Source organism: Streptomyces sp. CA-250714 (assembly GCF_050936705.1).
GTDB lineage: Bacteria > Actinomycetota > Actinomycetes > Streptomycetales > Streptomycetaceae > Streptomyces.
Map to the genome: position 1 here is coordinate 1774890 of NZ_JBNJMI010000002.1, position 15250 is coordinate 1790139.

Consider the following 15250-nt stretch of genomic DNA (forward strand, 5'->3'; position numbering starts at 1 on the left):
CCGACAGCCGCACCGGGCCCCTCCGCAGCGGGCTCCTTCATGGCCGACCCGTTCGGCGCGGGTGCCTCACTCGGTGGGGCGGCGCCCGGACTGACCGGTGCCGTTGCGGCGTACCACTCCTCCGTTCCGTTTGCCGCGTCCTCCACGCCCGGTGCGCTGCTCATTGCCGCTCCTCCCGCCGACGCCGCCACCGCCGCCCGCGGTGGCCTTCCCACGCGGCATACCCCGCACCTGCCGCGGAGCCTCATGCTGCCCGGGCGGAGGGCCGGTCAGCCAGTGCGCGGGGCGGGTCAGCGTGTCGGGCACCGTGGTCGCGGAGTCACCGCGGGCGGCGTTCAGTTGCGGCTGGGTCAGAAAGAGCGAACCCGACAGGTCGGCACCCCGCAGATCGGTGTCCCGCAGATCCGCTCCGAGCAGGTCGGCCTGACGCAAGTCCGCACCGCGCAGGTCGGCCGCGATCAGCAGCGCACCCCGCAGCGTGGCCCCGCGCAGCCGCTCGCCCCGCAGCCGGGCGCCCATCAGATCGGCCCGCCGCAGATCACGCCCACCGAGACCGCTCCGCACGCGCGCACTGACCGTCTCCAGCACCGGCCCCACGCGCCCCCGCCACACGTCCACATCCACACCGCGCAGCACCTCGGCGTCGCCCTCGACCAACGCGTCGAGCTCCGCGATCAAGCGCCGCGCCTCCTCTTCCTCCCCGCCCTGCTCCGCGGCTTCGGCCTCCGTCAGCAACCACAGCAACTCATGCAGCTGCCTCGTCACCCGGAAAACGGCGAACATCTCCGGCCCCGGCGTCAGCCCCTCCCGCGCGGTCACGCGCTGCCCGGCCCCGTAGCAGTCGAAGACCGAACAGCCGGTGAAACCGCTCTCCCGCAGCCCCGCGTGGATCGAGCACCGATTGTCCGCGGTCAGGTTCGCGCATCGCTTCCCGGCCGGCTTGTCCACAGCGAAGTCGGCCGACGCCGTGAACGGCAGCGCCACACAGCACAGGCCCGCGCAGCTCCCACAGTCGGCCCGCAACCGCTCCGTACTCCCCCGCCCACTCATCTCACTCACCCACCCAACGTAACCCGCCCCGAAACCCCCTCCCGCCCCCATGACGACGCCCAGACCACCCCTCCCACCAGCCCACCCAACGCCTCCGGAATGCCTCCGCGCCAAGGCCCCGTCCCGGCCGCCCCCCCTGGCCGGACCCGTCCCGGCCGGACTGCGGCCGCGCGAGGGCCCGGCCCGCGAGGGCCCGGCCCGCGAGGGGCCGACGCGTGAGGGGACCGACGCGTGAGGGGACCGGCGGGCGAGTAGGGCCCGGCCCGCGGGTGGGCGGGCACGAGGGTGGGCGGGCGCGGGGGGCTGGCCCCCTGCCGTGGCCTGACATGCGAGGAGGGCTCGTCCGCCGGAGGGCCCTCACGAGCGGCCCGAGGCGCCCCGCGCGGGGGCCGCCCTGCCAAGCGAGCGCGACCACCCTGTCAGGGAAGTCCGCCCCATGAAGGGCCCCGCGATGGCCCGGCCCAGCGAAAGCGCCTGCCCTCGCGAAAGCGTCTGCTCGCCGAAGGCGCTCGTCCGACAGGGGCCCCACCCGCAACTGTCCGGCCGAAGACCCTCGCGAGCCCGGCGAAGCGGGGGCGGGGGGGGCGGACCACCGTGCGCTATCCCACACGTGCCCCGGGTCTTCCGGCCGGGCCCCGCAGCAGGCCGTACGCCGGAACGACGCTCGCCACCAGGCCCAGCACCAGGCAGCCGCCCACGGCGCCCGCCACCCACCGCCAGGCGACCACCGCCTCCACAGGGACACCCATGCTCTCCCGCAGCCCGTGGACCATCCCCAGCAATGCGGGTATGACCACGACCATGCCCAGCGCGGCCCCCAATGCGACAGCGCAAACCGTCTCCCCGGCGACCGCTCGCAGCCCCTGCCTGGCAGTTGCTCCCGAGAGCCGCAGGATCCGCAGGTCCCGAGCTCTGTCAGCGGTGGCCGTCAGCAGCGTGGAGGCCACGGCTATGGCGGTATACCCCGCAGTCATGGCCACCAGCATCAACGTGAAGATCCATACCAGTCTGTCTTCTTCCGCCTCGCTCGAAGAGGCATAGCTTTCCACCGAGACCTCGCGCGCCCCCAGTTCATCGCCCAGCTGGGGCACCACGTCCTCACTCGTCCGATAGGCGACGTCCGTGAGAGCCGACGGGTCGTGCGCCCGCACCACCCCACGCGGGAGCAACAGTTGATACGGCACCTCCCCGTCGCCCAACACTCCCGCCACCCGCAGCCGCTCGCTGCGGCCGTCCTCGAAGGTGAGCACCGCGCTCCGGCCCTCCTGCCAGCCATGCGCGGCGGCCACGGATTCAGTCACCAGGACCCCGCCGACCGGTGGCCAGGGGTGGCCGTACAGTCGCGCAAACCCCTCACCGACCCCCGCCGCTGTGAACGCCTCCTTCCCGCGTCCGCCGTAGACGGTGGTGCCCAGCATCGCGTTGCGTGTCACACCGGCTTGTGCCGTCGCCGCATCGCTGAGCCCCGGAGTACCCGCGGGCGCCAGCGCGGTGCGTGCTCGCACAGAGGCCGCCTGCCGGTCGGTGTCGGCGGTCTCCGTCGTCTGCACCGTGCTGGTGATCAGCACGGCAAACGTCACGGTGGCCAGCACCGGAGCGACGGTGGCAGAGGTGCGGCGCACCGCTGCTCGCATGTTCTCGCGTACGAGCAGTGACGTCGCCCCTGGACGGCGGGCCAGCGGACGGGTGAGCGCTCCGACGACGGGTCGCACCAGCCCCGGTGTCAGCAGGGTGAGCCCGGCCGTCAGTCCTATTGCCGTGCCCAATCCGAGCAACACCATGGTGTCGCTGTCTGCGAATGCCGTTCCCACCGCGCACGCCAGCCCGAGCGCGGTCGCCGTCAGCCCGGCCGCCCAGCGCCTCCGGGGCATGGGCCGCTCGTCGACCGCCGCTTCCCGCATCGCCTCCATCGGTGCCACCCGCGCCGCACGCCGAGCTGCCGACCACGCCCCGACCAGGGCGACAGCATTCCCCAGGAAAAGCGCGGCACACGGCACCCACCAGCGGAAGCGCACCGAGAAGCCCTCCGGCTGCAAACCCGCGTCCACCAGCACACCGGCGACCGAGGGGGCGACCGCCGACCCCACCACCGCCCCCACGGCGGCACCGAGCACCCCCACAGTCATCGCCTCCGCACAGACCGTGCGGCGCACCTGTTCGGGGGTGGCCCCGATGATCCGTAGCAGCCCGAACTCCCGGCGTCGCTGCGCGACGGTGAAGGCGAACGTCGAAGAGACGATGAAGACGGTCACGAAGGCCGAGAGCGCGGCCATGGCGGTGAGCACCTGCGAACCGATCCACCGGGTCATCTCGTCCTGTTGGGGCGCCAGGGCGTCGCGGTCTCCTCCGGTGAGGACCTCGCCTCCCCCGGCCGTGTCCGCCACGGTGCGCTCGGCAGCGGACACCACGTGGGCGACGGATGTGCCGGGCTCAAGGGTGAGTCCGATTACGCGGACCCCGCCGGCGAGAGCTGCTGCACGCGTGTCGGTGACGTAATAGCCGGGCCCGTCCAGCGTGCCGGAGACGGTGAACCGGTGGGGACCGTCGGCGGTGAGCACAGTGATCCGGTCTCCGGGCTGGTGCCCGTATGAGCGGTCGAGGGCGATGTGGTCGTGTTTCGTCGGCGCCCGCCCATCGTGGAGACCGTAAGAGGCGAGGGCGGCCGAGGACCAGCCGTGCCCCTGTCGTTCGCTCTTGTCCTGCTCAGTATCGGGTAGTTGGGCGTAGAAGGAGCGGTCGGCGACGGCCGCGCGGACCCCCGGAAGCCGGTCCAGCTTCCGTCTCAGCTCTGTGGCGTGTCCCGGCTCCCATGGCGGCGGCTCAGCGAACTTGCCTCCCACCTGGTCCCCTGCTGACGCCCGCACCAACACAGGTGCGCCGGCCAGTCGTTCAGGCACTCCGGAGCCACCGGACAGCAATATCAGTGCGCTCATTGTCACGACGGCGACGCCGAGCGCCACGGCCACGAACGATCCGAGGAACGCCGGCCAGCGCTCGCGCACGGTGGAAAGACTGATCACGGCTGAACCGCCCCTCGGCCGTCGTCGGCGGGCCGGGGATCGGGGTCCTCGGCAGCGTTTCCGACTGTTGCCGACTCCTCCAGCGCGGCCATACGTGCCGCAATCGCCTCCGCCCCTTCACTGCCGCGCAGTTCGTCGACGGGTCTGCCATCGGCGAGCAGCACTACTCGGTCCGCATAGGCGGCGGCTGCGGGGTCGTGGGTGACCATGATGATTGTCTGGCCGTTCGCATCGACCAGTTCGCGCAGCAGCCGAAGGACACCCCGTGAGGTATGTGTGTCGAGCGCGCCTGTCGGTTCGTCGGCCAGGAGCACTGCTGGGCGCGTGATGACGGCCCGGGCCAGGGCCACCCGCTGCTGCTGGCCGCCGGACAGCTCGCTGGGCCGGTGCCCGGCACGCTCGCCGAGTCCGAACCGTTCGAGGGCAGCGGCCACTTCTCCCGGGTCGGCACGGCGCCCGGCCAGCCGCAGCGGCAGCTCGACGTTCTGGGCAGCGGTCAACGCGGAGACGAGGTTGAATGCTTGGAAGACGAAGCCGATGCGGTCACGACGCAGCTCGGTCAGCGCGTTCTCGTCCAGTCCGCCCAGCTCGTCACCGGCGACCAGCACACTTCCCTCAGTCGGCCGCTCTATACCGGCCGCACAGTGCAGCAACGTGGACTTGCCCGAGCCGGATGGGCCCATCACCGCGGTCATGGTGCCGCTGGCGAACCCGAGGGTGACGTCGCGAAGTGCGGTGAAGGCTCGGTCGCCTTCTCCGTACCGCTTCCCCACTCCCCGAAGTTCTACGGGCGCCGGCGCCTCGGTACGTGCGGCGGGATCCCCGGCCGTCGGGCCGGTGGCCCGTGACGTGATCTGTTCCTTGGTCATGGCTCCAAGGGAACGCCGCGGGATGCCCCGAACACACCAGTGCCTGGGCGAGTATCAGGACTACACCTGGCACTACTGCCCCGGCCCATGCCGCCGGGCTACGGTCGTTCGGTGATCTCACGAACCGTCCTGGAAGCTCTCGGCCGTGCGCCACTGCGGTTTCCACTCACCGCTTGGCCATGGCGCTCGCTGGCCTACCTACTGACCGGTGGCGGGCTGGCGGCCGCGGTGTATCTGACCGTCGCGGCCGTGCTGGCCGCGCCGTTCGGCAGAGCGACCGGAGTGCTGTGCTCGGTGCTGGCCATAGCGTTCGGCGCCGCGTTGTCCGGCCCGCTGGAGCGGTGGCGACTCGGCTTGGTGGAGCTCGATGTTCCGCTGCTGCCCAAGGGCCGGAGAGCCTATGGCTACGGCGCGGTCTCGGTGCTGGCGGTGGCATGGGCCGACCTGGCGGTGGCGCTGGTCTCGCTCGGCATCCCCGGAATGCTGCTGCTCTCGCCGCTCCAGCCGACGGCGACGAGTTGGGAGAGGGTCACGGGCCCGATAGCCGGCGCGATGCTGCTGGTCGTCGCGACCTATCCAATAGGCGCGTGGGCGGGGGTCCGAGGTGCGGTCACACGCTCGGTCCTGGCGCCCAGGGACGGCGAGCTGCGTGAGGTTGTCCGCTCCCGGGCCCGGCTGGTGGACGCGTTCGAGACCGAGCGTCGCCGTATCGAGCGCGATCTGCATGACGGGGCGCAGCAGCGACTGGTGGCGCTCAACGTGCGGTTGGGTCTGGCCACGTTGGACCTGCCTGCGGGGAGCGTCGCGGCCAAAGAAGTCGGTGAGGCGCACGCGCTGGCCAAGGAGGCTCTGGCCGAGTTGCGGGAGCTGATCCGCAACGTGCACCCGCAGGTCCTCAGCGAGCGGGGCCTGCACGCGGCGGTGCGGGACATAGCGGGCCGCTCGCCGATACCTGTGGACCTGGATATCGAGTTGCCGGGTCGGCTGCCGGCCGCTGCGGAGACCACAGCGTTCTTCGTGACGTCCGAGGCGCTGACCAATGCGGCGAAGCACAGCAGGGCAGCGCGCTGCGCGGTGAGGACACGCGTCCAGGAGGGAGTGCTGCACTTGGAGGTGACGGACGACGGGGTAGGCGGTGCCGACACAGAGGCCGGCTCGGGCCTGACCGGTCTGGCCGACCGGGTGGCCGCTGCCGACGGCAGAATGTTCCTGTCCAGCCCACGAGGCGGACCGACCCGGGTGAGAGCGGAGATCCCATGCAGGCCGAGCGCCCTCTCCGAATCGTGATAGCTGAGGACGGCGTGCTGCTGCGCGAAGGGATGGTCCAGTTGCTCCAGCGCTTCGGCCACGAGGTGTCGGCGGCGGTGGGTGACGGTGATGCACTGCTCGCGGCGGTGCGGGAGCACCGGCCGGAGCTGGTCGTGGCGGATGTGCGGATGCCGCCGGACTTCTCCGACGAGGGTCTGCGTGCGGCGCGCGCCCTCCAGGCGGAGCAGCCGGAACTGGCCGTGTTGGTGCTGAGCCAGTATGTGGAGCAGACGTTCGCCGAGGAGTTGCTGGAGAACGGCGAAGGCGGGGCCGGTACGGGGTATCTGCTCAAGGAACGGGTGGGAGATGTAGGGGAGTTCATGGATGCGGTCGGCCGCGTCGCCGACGGAATCACGGTGGTGGATCCGGAGGTGGTGCGCCAGCTCCTCGCCCGTCGCCGCGGTCCGCTGGAGCGGCTCACTCCCCGGGAGCGCGAAGTGCTGGCGCTGATGGCGGAAGGGCACTCCAACGCGGCCATCGCGCGTCGCCTGGTGGTGACGGAAGCGGCCGTCGCAAAGCACATCGCGGGGATCCTGCACAAGCTTGAACTTCCCGCGGACGATCCGGACGTCAACCGCCGTGTGGTCGCCGTGCTGACGTATCTGCGAGGGGAGGGCACATAGGAGAAGAGCGTTAGGAGAGGGAGTCAGGGCTTGCGGGCCACGGCGCCGAACTGGGCGACGGTCTTCTCCTCTTCCGCCACATGGCCCGGACGCCAGCGAGCGCACGAGACGATGCCGGGCACCAGCAGCTCCAGTCCCTGGAAGAAGCGGGCGACTTCGGCGCCGGTGCGGGCGGTGATGGGGGGTGTGGCGTTCTCGTTCCAGAAGCGCATGGCCTCGATGTTGCCGTCGCCGCCCAGTTCGAGGGTCGGGTGGGTGAGCGCCAGGTAGCTGCCGGAGGGGACGGCCGCCATCAGGGTGTCCACGATGGCTGTCGCCTCGTCGGTGTCGGCGATGAAGTTGAGGATGCCCAGCAGTATGACGGCGACCGGCTCGGTGAAGTCGAGGGTGTCCGAAGCGGCATCGAGGATGGCTCGCGGCTGGTGGGCGTCCGCGTCGATGTAGTCGGTCTCGCCCTCCAGGGAGCCGGCGAGGCGGGCGCGGGCGTGGGCGAGGACGGTGGGGTCGTTGTCGACGTAGACGATCCGGGAGGCGGGAGCCACGCTCTGGGCCACCTGGTGGGTGTTCTCGACGGTGGGCAGCCCGGTGCCGATGTCGAGGAACTGCCGGATGCCCGCCTCCCCCGCGAGGAACCGTACGGCGTGGCCGAGGAACGCGCGGTCCGCGCGGGCCACCTCGCGGATGCTGGGGAACATGCTGCTGACGTGGTCGCCGACCTGCTGGTCAACGGCGTAGTAGTCCTTGCCGCCGAGCCAGTAGTTCCACACCCGGGCGTTGTGCGCGATGCGGGCGACCGGGGGCATGTCCCCTGGGGGATCGCTGCGCTCGCTCACCTCGGTGCCCTCTCCACTCGACGCCTGCCCCCAGGAGCTGTGCGCCGAGTCCAGGCCGCACCGTGGGTGGGTCGGCAGCGCAGCGCCGCGCGCAGCTCCGCTCGGCCGAGACGCGGGGTTGGTGATTCATCCAGGGAGGGCTGGCAGATGCCATAAAGAGAGGGGATAAACATTGCAGATGCGAGGCCGGACCTCATACGTTGACGCACATGCAGTCGTACACCATCGGGCAGGCCGCGCGGCTGCTCGGCGTCAGTCCGGACACGGCCAGACGCTGGGCCGACGCGGGACGGGTCGCCACGCACCGTGACGAGAGTGGGCGCCGACTGATCGAGGGGCGCCATCTGGCGGCCTTCTCGGTGGAGCTCGCCCAGCACACCGGCGAGGACGAGGAGAACCCCTATACCTCGGCCCGTAACGCGTTCCCCGGCATCGTCACCGCCGTCAAGCTCGGGGATGTGGCGGCGCAGGTCGAGATCCAGGCGGGTCCGCACCGGCTGGTCTCCCTGCTGACCCGGGAGGCGGTCGAGGAGCTGGGGCTGGAGGTCGGGATGCAGGCCACTGCCCGGGTGAAGTCGACCAACGTCCATATCGACCGCCCCTGAGCTGTCGACCGTGCCTGAGCTGTCGACCGCCCCCGGTACCGAGTCACAGCTCCCTCGCCCCACCCGCTCACTGCCTCACCAGGAGTTCCGCCGATGGCCACGAATCCTCTGACGCCTCTGACGCCTCGCCGGGTGCTGGCTGCGCTCGGCACCGTTGCCGTTCTCGTCCCCCTGGCGGCGTGCGGAAGCGACAGCGGCGACGGAGACGAGGGCGGTAAGGGCGGGAAGACCGAGCTGACGGTGCTCGGTGCCGCGTCGCTCACCGATGTGTTCCAGGCGGCGGGCAAGGCGTACGAGAAGGAGCACCCCGGCACGAAGGTGAAGTTCTCCTTCGCCGGGTCGCAGGAGCTGGCGGCGCAGGTCAAGCAGGGTGTTCCCGCGGATGTGCTGGCCACGGCGGACACCAGGACCATGGACGGGCTCAAGGGCGAGACGGGCAGGCCGGCCGTCTTCGCGAAGAACCGGCTGGTGATCGCCACGGGCGAAGGCAACCCGAAGCACGTCAAGGGCCTCAAGGACCTGGCGGACAGCAAACTCAAGGTGGTGCTGGCCGCGCCGGAGGTACCCGTCGGCCGATACGGCAAGCAGGTGCTGGACGCGCAGAAGCTGAAGGTCGATCCCGTCTCGCAGGAGCCGAACGTACGAGCCGTGCTCAGCAAGGTGGAGCTGGGCGAGGCGGATGCGGGCCTCGTCTACAGGACCGACGCGGCCACGGCGCCCAAGAAGGTCGACGCCGTCGACATTCCCGACAGTCAGAACGCCATCGCCTCCTACCCGGCCGCCCCGCTGAAGCAGTCCGAACACCCGAAGGAGGCCGCGTCGTTCGTGAAGTGGCTGAGCACGCCCGAGGCGCAGAAGTTGCTGCGTAAGGCCGGCTTCCAGCGCCCATGACCCCGCCCATGACGCAGCTTCCAGCGCCCGCGACCCCGCCGGCGAAGCTCCGCGCCCGCTCCGGGAGGCCCCGGACCCGGCCGCGTACGCCGTTCGCGCTGGCGGTCCCCGCGCTGCTCGCGATCGCGTTTCTGCTGGTGCCGCTGCTCGGCATCCTGACGCGTACGCAGTGGGGGGACCTGGGCTCGCATCTGGGCAGTGAGGGCGTCACCGAGGCGGTGCAGCTCTCGCTGCTGGTGTCGTTCGGCGCGCTCGCGCTCTCCCTGGTTCTGGGCGTGCCGTTGGCCTGGCTGCTGGCGCGGGTCGACTTTCCCGGCAAGGCGGTGGTGCGCTCGCTGGTGCTGTTGCCGATGGTGCTGCCGCCGACCGTGGGGGGCGTGGCGCTGCTGTTGGGCTTCGGGCGTCGGGGGCTGCTGGGGCCGTGGCTGGAGGACACGTTCGGCATCGTTCTGCCGTTCCACACCTCGGGTGCGGTGGTCGCGGCGACGTTCGTGGCGATGCCGTTCCTGGTGATCAGCCTGGAGGGCACGCTGGCCGGGCTGCGGCCCGCCTACGAGGAGACGGCGGCCTCGCTGGGCGCCGGGCCGCTGCGGGTGTTCGGCACGGTGACGCTGCCGCTGGTCGCCCCGGGGCTGGCGGCGGGCGCGGCGCTCACCTGGGCACGGGCGCTGGGCGAGTTCGGGGCGACGATCACGTTCGCGGGGAACCTGCCGGGGACGACGCAGACGCTGCCGCTCCAGGTGTATCTCCTGCTCCAGGACCAGCCGGAGGCGGCGACATCCGTGTCGCTGCTGCTGCTCGTCATCGCCATGGCGGTGCTCATCGGACTGCGCGGCCGGTGGGCGGGAACGGGCCCGCGCCCCGAAGGCGCACGGGGAACTGCGCGCTCAGCCATGGGGGTACCTCCCTGCTCGAAGAGCCTGGGGGAAGACCCGCAGCCCGCGACGAACAGCCAAGGGCAGCCCCTCCTCGACCCCCTTCCCCGGACAGAGAAGTGGCCGCTGCACGCTCGCGTCACCGGTTTCACCGAGCTCACGCTGGAGGCCGCGCCCGGCACCACGGTGGCTGTCGTCGGCCCCAACGGTGCGGGGAAGACGACGCTGCTGCGCGCGCTGCTCGGCCTCACGCCGCGTGCTCGCGCCGAACTGTCGCTCGGTGACACCGAGGTCGGCGGACTGCCGCCGCACCGGCGCGGGGTCGCATGGGTCCCCCAGGACGATGCGCTGTTCCCGCATCTGAGCGCGCTGTCGAACACCGCGTACGGGCTGCGCGCGCAGGGCGTACGGCGTACCGAGGCGCGCCGTCAGGCTCAGGAATGGCTGACGCGGCTGGGCGTCGGGCACCTGGCGCACCGCAGACCGGGGCAGCTGTCCGGCGGTCAGGCGGGGCGGGTGGCGCTGGCCCGTGCGCTGGCGGCGCGGCCCCGACTGCTGTTGCTGGACGAACCGCTGGCCGCGCTCGACCAGACGACGCGCGCCCAGGTACGGCACACGCTGCGCGGCCACCTGGCCGGGTTCGGCGGCGTCTGTCTACTGGTCACGCACGACCCGGTGGAGGCGGTCTCGCTGGCCGACCGGGTCCTGGTGCTGGAGGACGGCCGGGCCGTCCAGGACGCTCCGCCCGCCGAGGTCACCCGCCATCCGCGTTCGCCATGGGTCGCGCGGATGCTGGGCCGTAACGCACTGGCGGGAACGGCAGCGGGGGACGGCACGCTGACCCTCGACGGCGGGGGCAGCATGGTGGTCGCCGACACGGTGGCGGAGGGGGCCACCGTGCTGGCGGTCATCGCTCCGGAGGCGATCGCCCTGCACCGCGAGCGCCCGCACGGGAGCCCGCGCAATGTATGGCCGGGGACGGTACGGGAGATCACGGCGGTCGGCAGCCGGCTGCGGGTGCTCGTCACGTCGACACCCGGCCCCGCGAGCCCGAACGACGCGGACAGCGCGCCCGGTCCGCACAGCCCGTACAGCCCGCACGGACCGGATCTGGTCGCCGAGATCACCACGGAGGCCGCTGCCGAGCTCGGGCTGGCGGACGGCGCCGAAGTGTTCACCAGCGTCAAGGCGACGGAGATAACCCTCGTCGAGAGATGACTCCTCCCGGCGGCCCCTGCCGGAGCCGCCCGACCTCTGTTCGGGATAATGACCAGGCACGCCGTTGACATCGTTCCGTAAAGCGAACGTACAGTGCGAGGAACGCGACGAAAGGGAGGGGCCGTGAGCGGTCCTGAGGGGTCGATCCGGGGAATGCTGGCGCTCAATCTGAAGCGGGCGCGGACCCAGCGGGGACTGTCGATCTCCGAGCTGTCCCGACGGTCGAAGATCGGCAAGGCGACGCTGTCCCAACTGGAGTCCGGCACCGGAAACCCCACCATCGAGACGGTCTTCAGCCTGTCGCGGGTCCTGGAGGTGCCGATCTCCGACCTGTTGGACACCCGGCAGCCCGCGGGGCTGCGCGTGGTGCGGGCCAAGGACGTCGAGGTGCTCAGCGGCGAGGCCATCGACCTGCGCCCGCTGCAGCGGATCGAGTCCGGGCAGGCCGTCTTCGAGGTGTACGACCAGCAGGTCAGGGCCGGTGAGCGGCGGGACTCGCTGGGTCACGTGGGCATCGAGCACACCATCGTGCAGGCCGGGCGGCTGGCGGTGACGGTGGACGGGCACGAGGTGGAGCTGTCGGCCGGGGACTACGTCGGTTTCGACGCCACACTGCCGCACAGTTACGCCGCCGTGGAGGGGACGGTGCGCTCGGTACTGCTGCTCCAGTACCGAGCGGACCAACAACTGTCCCCGGACACCCCGGGCTCCCTCCCGGGCGAGGTCGCGCCGTGCGGTGAGTAGGGGTCCCGCACGGGGATAGGGCGGCCCGCGAGGGCGCCGCCCTTCGTTTGGTTCGACGAACGGGAAGGTTCGGTGAACGGAACGCGAGTCGTCGTGCTGCGCTTGCCCAAGCACAGCAGGGGGACGCGCCCCGTCAGGGGTGCGGGGCTGTGTTCATGTGCGGCTCCGCCGCGATGGGGGTCCCCCCTGTTCGAGCGAAGCCGAGAACTTGGGGGAGCGACCAGCCACAACACACCCGCAGCCCGCAACCGTCAGACAGGGGCACCCCCTCCCCGGAAGCGGCGTCAACCCGCGGCAGCTCGGCGCGCCCTCCGGTCCAACGCAAGGGTCCCCGCGGCATTGTCGTGCCAACACCGCTGATACGGCTTGTCCCACAGGCAGGAGGCGACGTTGAGCAGGCCCACGATGGGGATCACCGCCAGGAACAGGTACAGGAACTCCCGCCCCAGCGCCTGGAAGAACCCCGCATGCCGGCCGGTCCGCATCCGTGCGACCTGCACCCCCATCAGCCGCTTGCCCACCGTGTAGCCGAACCGGGAGAGGGCGAAGGGGTACAGCAGCGTCCACAGGAGCGCACTGCTGCCGAGAGAGGCGAGCGCACGTGCGGTGCCCTCCTCGGTGTACGTCGTCACGACGCCGTACACCGGGACGCTGACGACCGCCCAGAGCATCAGGTCCACCAGTCGAGCCGCGAACCGGGCGGATCGGCTCGCGAGCACGAGAGTTTCCTGGTCACTGTCGGACGGCACGTGATCCCCCATGGTGTGGTCGTATCCCGAAGCTTGGAACGCGGTCACACTATGGGGCGCTGTCATCGCCCCGTCGGCCACCCCCGCGATCAGCGCAGTTCCGCGCGCACCTTCGGGGCGCGTCGCTCAATCTCCTGCGGCTCCGCTTGCAGCGGAATTCGGTCGCCGTCGAGGGTGTCGGCGGGCAGGCTGCGTGCCATGGAGAACTCCGAGTTCATCGACGTGCTGCGCCGTGAGGGGCGCCTGTTCGCGGATGCCGTCGAGCAGGCCGATCCCACGGCACCCGTCCCCTCCTGTCCCGACTGGTCGGTACGCGACCTGGCCACCCACCTCGGCACGGTGCACCGCTGGGCGACCGGCTTCGTACGGGACGGCCGTACCGAGCGGGTGTGGCCCTCCGAGCCGCCCGGCGCTGAGGAGTTGCCCGACAAGGAGCTGGCGCCGTGGCTGCGGGAGGGGCACGGGCTGCTGGTCGAGGCGCTGGAGGCGGCGCCGGACGACCTGTCCTGCTGGACGTTCATACCCGCACCCTCCCCGCTCGCGTTCTGGGCGCGGCGGCAGGCGCACGAGACGGCGGTGCACCGGGTGGACGCCGAATTGGCGCTCGGCGTCCCGCTGTCCCCGCTGCCTGCCGCGTTCGCCGCCGACGGTACCGACGAGCTGCTGTGCGGCTTCTATCCGCGCCGCGGCACCCCGGAGGGCTTCGCCGCCGAGCCCCGCACTGTGTACGTACGGGCGACGGACGTGCCCGGCGCGGCCTGGACCGTGTTCCTGGGCGACCCGGCGCGCGCCGACCGCGTCACCGGGCCGCCCGCCGCGCCGGACTGTGTGTACGAGGGCACGGCCGGGGACCTGTACCTCGCGCTGTGGAACCGGCTGCCGCTGGAGGACCTGACCCTCAGCGGTGACGTGTCCGTGGCGCACCGCTGGCGGGAGTTGTTCCAGCCGTAGCCGCGGCGACCGTACGCGTGCGGGCGGCGCGGCGGGCGGCAACGGCCCGCGCCGCCCCGCCCGTCGCCAGCGCGAGCGCCACCAGCAGCGCGCTCACCCACAGCGGCGCGCGGTAGCCGAACCCGGCGCCGAGGGCGACGCCACCGGCCCACGGGCCCAGCGCCGCACCGACGTTGAGGGCCGCCGTCGCGAAACCGCCCGCCAGCGTCGGCGCCTCGGTCGCCGCGTACAGGGCCTGCGAGATCAGCGTCGAGCCGACGGCGAACGAGAGGGTGCCCTGGACGAGTACTAGGACGACGGCCGCGGCCGGGCTGCCCGCCGTCAGTGCGAACAGCACCCACCCGGCGAGCAGCGCGCTCCCGCCCACGGTCAGCAGCCGCAGCGGCCGGGTGTCGGCCACCCGGCCCGCGGCGGTGACGCCGAGGAACGAGCCGAGCCCGAAGAGCGCCAGCAGCACCGGCACCCAGGTGTCACCGAACCCCGCGACATCGGTGATCAGCGGGGCGAGGTACGTGAACGTACAGAACGTGGCACCGTTGATCAGCGCGCCCAGCAACAGCGTCACCGACAGCCGCGGCCCGCGCAGCGCCCGCAACTCACGGCGGACACTGACGGGTTGGGCGTGCGCCGGGTCCGCGAACGCCGCGTCCGAACGCGCCGCGTCCGCCGCCGGCGCGGCTGCCCGTGGCGGCCCGTCGTCCGCCCCCGGCCGCGACCGTACGAGGGCGAACACCGTCGGCGCCGACACCAGCGCCACGGCCCAGAACGCCGAGCGCCAGCCCCAGGTCTGCCCCAGCAGCGCCCCCGCGGGCACCCCGGCGACACAGGCGAGGGTGACGCCGCTCAACAGCACGGACGTGGCCCGCCCTTTGGCGTCCGGCGGCACCATCCCGGCGGCGGCGGTCAGCGCGACGGCGAGGAACCCGGCGTTGGCCAGCGCCCCCAGCACCCGGGTGGCGACCAGCACCGCGAAGCTCGTCGTCACCGCGCCCACCACATGCACGAGCAGAAACGCGCACAGAAAGCCGAGCAGCGCCCGCCGTCTGTCCCAGCGACGGCTCAGCACCGCCATCAGCGGCGCGCCCACGACCATCCCGACGGCGAACGCCGAGGTCAGCAACCCGGCTGCGGAGACGGACACTTCCAGGTCGGCGGCGAGGTCCGGGACGAGCCCGGACAGCATGAACTCCGACGTTCCCTGCGCGAACACCGCCAGCGCGAGAACGTACAACACAAATGGCATGAAAAACTCCGCAATCCCTTTCGGAAAAGGACAGCGGCAGGCGCGAGCAGCACCCGGCGGCAGGGCATGCCTGAAGAAGCCTCGGAGAAAGGCGTGACTCAGGAAGGGAATCCGTCCAGCCGGGCACGCGGCAGCACTACCGCGAAACAGCCCGTGGCACGGCGATCCGATGGCGCTCGGCGCACACAGCGACAGCCACCGGACGACCGGTGGCTAGAGTCTGGAAGCCTCTGGGCTGGACATGCCCGCACCTTAACGGCGCCCCACCGCC

At 71.8% G+C, this 15250-nt stretch carries 13 protein-coding genes; 7 read left to right on the forward strand and 6 right to left on the reverse strand.

From position 1 onward, the window contains the following. Nucleotides 1-66: 66 nt before the first annotated feature. The 3 genes from ACQEU8_RS26840 to ACQEU8_RS26850 all read right to left on the reverse strand — a co-directional run bounded on the left by ACQEU8_RS26840 (nucleotide 67) and on the right by ACQEU8_RS26850 (nucleotide 4939). A complete protein-coding gene (locus tag ACQEU8_RS26840) occupies nucleotides 67-1050 on the reverse strand; it encodes a pentapeptide repeat-containing protein (RefSeq protein WP_433108734.1) in 984 nt (327 codons plus the stop codon). Between the two features lie 599 nt (nucleotides 1051-1649). Then, a complete protein-coding gene (locus tag ACQEU8_RS26845; RefSeq protein ID WP_433105456.1) occupies nucleotides 1650-4070 on the reverse strand; it encodes an ABC transporter permease in 2421 nt (806 codons plus the stop codon). Beyond that, nucleotides 4067-4939 (reverse strand): ABC transporter ATP-binding protein, encoded by an 873-nt coding sequence (locus ACQEU8_RS26850; RefSeq protein WP_433105458.1) that lies wholly within the window; start codon nucleotides 4937-4939, stop codon nucleotides 4067-4069. Before ACQEU8_RS26850 ends, ACQEU8_RS26845 begins: the two co-directional genes overlap by 4 nt. A 111-nt stretch (nucleotides 4940-5050) precedes the next feature. On the opposite strand from ACQEU8_RS26850, the gene ACQEU8_RS26855 reads away from it, so the two are divergent. Together ACQEU8_RS26855 and ACQEU8_RS26860 are read left to right on the forward strand one after the other, a co-directional pair. Continuing rightward, nucleotides 5051-6226: a sensor histidine kinase gene (locus ACQEU8_RS26855; RefSeq protein WP_433105461.1), complete on the forward strand. Its 1176-nt coding sequence runs from the start codon at nucleotides 5051-5053 to the stop codon at nucleotides 6224-6226. Next, nucleotides 6196-6870 carry a response regulator gene (locus ACQEU8_RS26860; protein WP_433105463.1) on the forward strand — a complete coding sequence of 225 codons (675 nt, stop codon included), beginning with the start codon at nucleotides 6196-6198 and terminating at the stop codon, nucleotides 6868-6870. The genes ACQEU8_RS26855 and ACQEU8_RS26860 overlap by 31 nt, the downstream gene beginning before the upstream one ends. A 23-nt stretch (nucleotides 6871-6893) precedes the next feature. Here ACQEU8_RS26860 and ACQEU8_RS26865 read toward each other — a convergent pair whose 3' ends face one another. After that, entirely contained in the window at nucleotides 6894-7673 is a 780-nt protein-coding gene (locus ACQEU8_RS26865; protein WP_433108736.1) for an SAM-dependent methyltransferase, read from the reverse strand. A 239-nt stretch (nucleotides 7674-7912) separates the two neighbouring features. Here ACQEU8_RS26865 and ACQEU8_RS26870 point away from each other — a divergent pair, with 239 nt between their 5' ends. From ACQEU8_RS26870 to ACQEU8_RS26885, 4 genes are all read left to right on the forward strand, one after another. Further along, on the forward strand, nucleotides 7913-8308 hold the full coding sequence (locus tag ACQEU8_RS26870) for a TOBE domain-containing protein (protein ID WP_433105465.1): 396 nt from the start codon (nucleotides 7913-7915) through the stop codon (nucleotides 8306-8308). 93 nt (nucleotides 8309-8401) lie between these two features. After that, nucleotides 8402-9199 carry a molybdate ABC transporter substrate-binding protein gene (modA, locus tag ACQEU8_RS26875; protein WP_433105467.1) on the forward strand — a complete coding sequence of 266 codons (798 nt, stop codon included), beginning with the start codon at nucleotides 8402-8404 and terminating at the stop codon, nucleotides 9197-9199. Between the two features lie 8 nt (nucleotides 9200-9207). Next, the gene (locus ACQEU8_RS26880) at nucleotides 9208-11292 is read left to right on the forward strand and encodes an ABC transporter permease (RefSeq protein WP_433105469.1); all 2085 of its coding nucleotides are present in this window, start codon (nucleotides 9208-9210) and stop codon (nucleotides 11290-11292) included. A 123-nt stretch (nucleotides 11293-11415) separates the two neighbouring features. Further along, nucleotides 11416-12036, forward strand: a complete 621-nt coding sequence (locus tag ACQEU8_RS26885; RefSeq protein WP_433105471.1) for a helix-turn-helix domain-containing protein — start codon at nucleotides 11416-11418, stop codon at nucleotides 12034-12036. Nucleotides 12037-12320: 284 nt separating this feature from the next. Here ACQEU8_RS26885 and ACQEU8_RS26890 read toward each other — a convergent pair whose 3' ends face one another. Beyond that, on the reverse strand, nucleotides 12321-12755 hold the full coding sequence (locus ACQEU8_RS26890) for an RDD family protein (RefSeq protein ID WP_433105473.1): 435 nt from the start codon (nucleotides 12753-12755) through the stop codon (nucleotides 12321-12323). Between the two features lie 228 nt (nucleotides 12756-12983). Between ACQEU8_RS26890 and ACQEU8_RS26895 the strand changes: the two genes are divergently transcribed. Then, nucleotides 12984-13736 carry a maleylpyruvate isomerase family mycothiol-dependent enzyme gene (locus ACQEU8_RS26895; RefSeq protein ID WP_433105475.1) on the forward strand — a complete coding sequence of 251 codons (753 nt, stop codon included), beginning with the start codon at nucleotides 12984-12986 and terminating at the stop codon, nucleotides 13734-13736. Here ACQEU8_RS26895 and ACQEU8_RS26900 read toward each other — a convergent pair. Beyond that, nucleotides 13684-14979, reverse strand: coding sequence for a Cmx/CmrA family chloramphenicol efflux MFS transporter (locus ACQEU8_RS26900; RefSeq protein ID WP_433105477.1), 1296 nt, complete (start codon nucleotides 14977-14979; stop codon nucleotides 13684-13686). The genes ACQEU8_RS26895 and ACQEU8_RS26900 overlap by 53 nt on opposite strands. Nucleotides 14980-15250: the final 271 nt, after the last annotated feature.

Coding starts and splice junctions, on each gene's coding strand:
- ACQEU8_RS26840 (WP_433108734.1), bottom strand. CDS start 1,050: ATGAGTGGGCGGGGGAGTACGGAGCGGTTGCGGGCCGACTGTGGGAGC.
- ACQEU8_RS26850 (WP_433105458.1), bottom strand. CDS start 4,939: ATGACCAAGGAACAGATCACGTCACGGGCCACCGGCCCGACGGCCGGG.
- ACQEU8_RS26860 (WP_433105463.1), top strand. CDS start 6,196: ATGCAGGCCGAGCGCCCTCTCCGAATCGTGATAGCTGAGGACGGCGTG.
- ACQEU8_RS26865 (WP_433108736.1), bottom strand. CDS start 7,673: ATGCCCCCGGTCGCCCGCATCGCGCACAACGCCCGGGTGTGGAACTAC.
- ACQEU8_RS26870 (WP_433105465.1), top strand. CDS start 7,913: ATGCAGTCGTACACCATCGGGCAGGCCGCGCGGCTGCTCGGCGTCAGT.
- modA (WP_433105467.1), top strand. CDS start 8,402: ATGGCCACGAATCCTCTGACGCCTCTGACGCCTCGCCGGGTGCTGGCT.
- ACQEU8_RS26880 (WP_433105469.1), top strand. CDS start 9,208: ATGACGCAGCTTCCAGCGCCCGCGACCCCGCCGGCGAAGCTCCGCGCC.
- ACQEU8_RS26895 (WP_433105475.1), top strand. CDS start 12,984: ATGGAGAACTCCGAGTTCATCGACGTGCTGCGCCGTGAGGGGCGCCTG.
- ACQEU8_RS26900 (WP_433105477.1), bottom strand. CDS start 14,979: ATGCCATTTGTGTTGTACGTTCTCGCGCTGGCGGTGTTCGCGCAGGGA.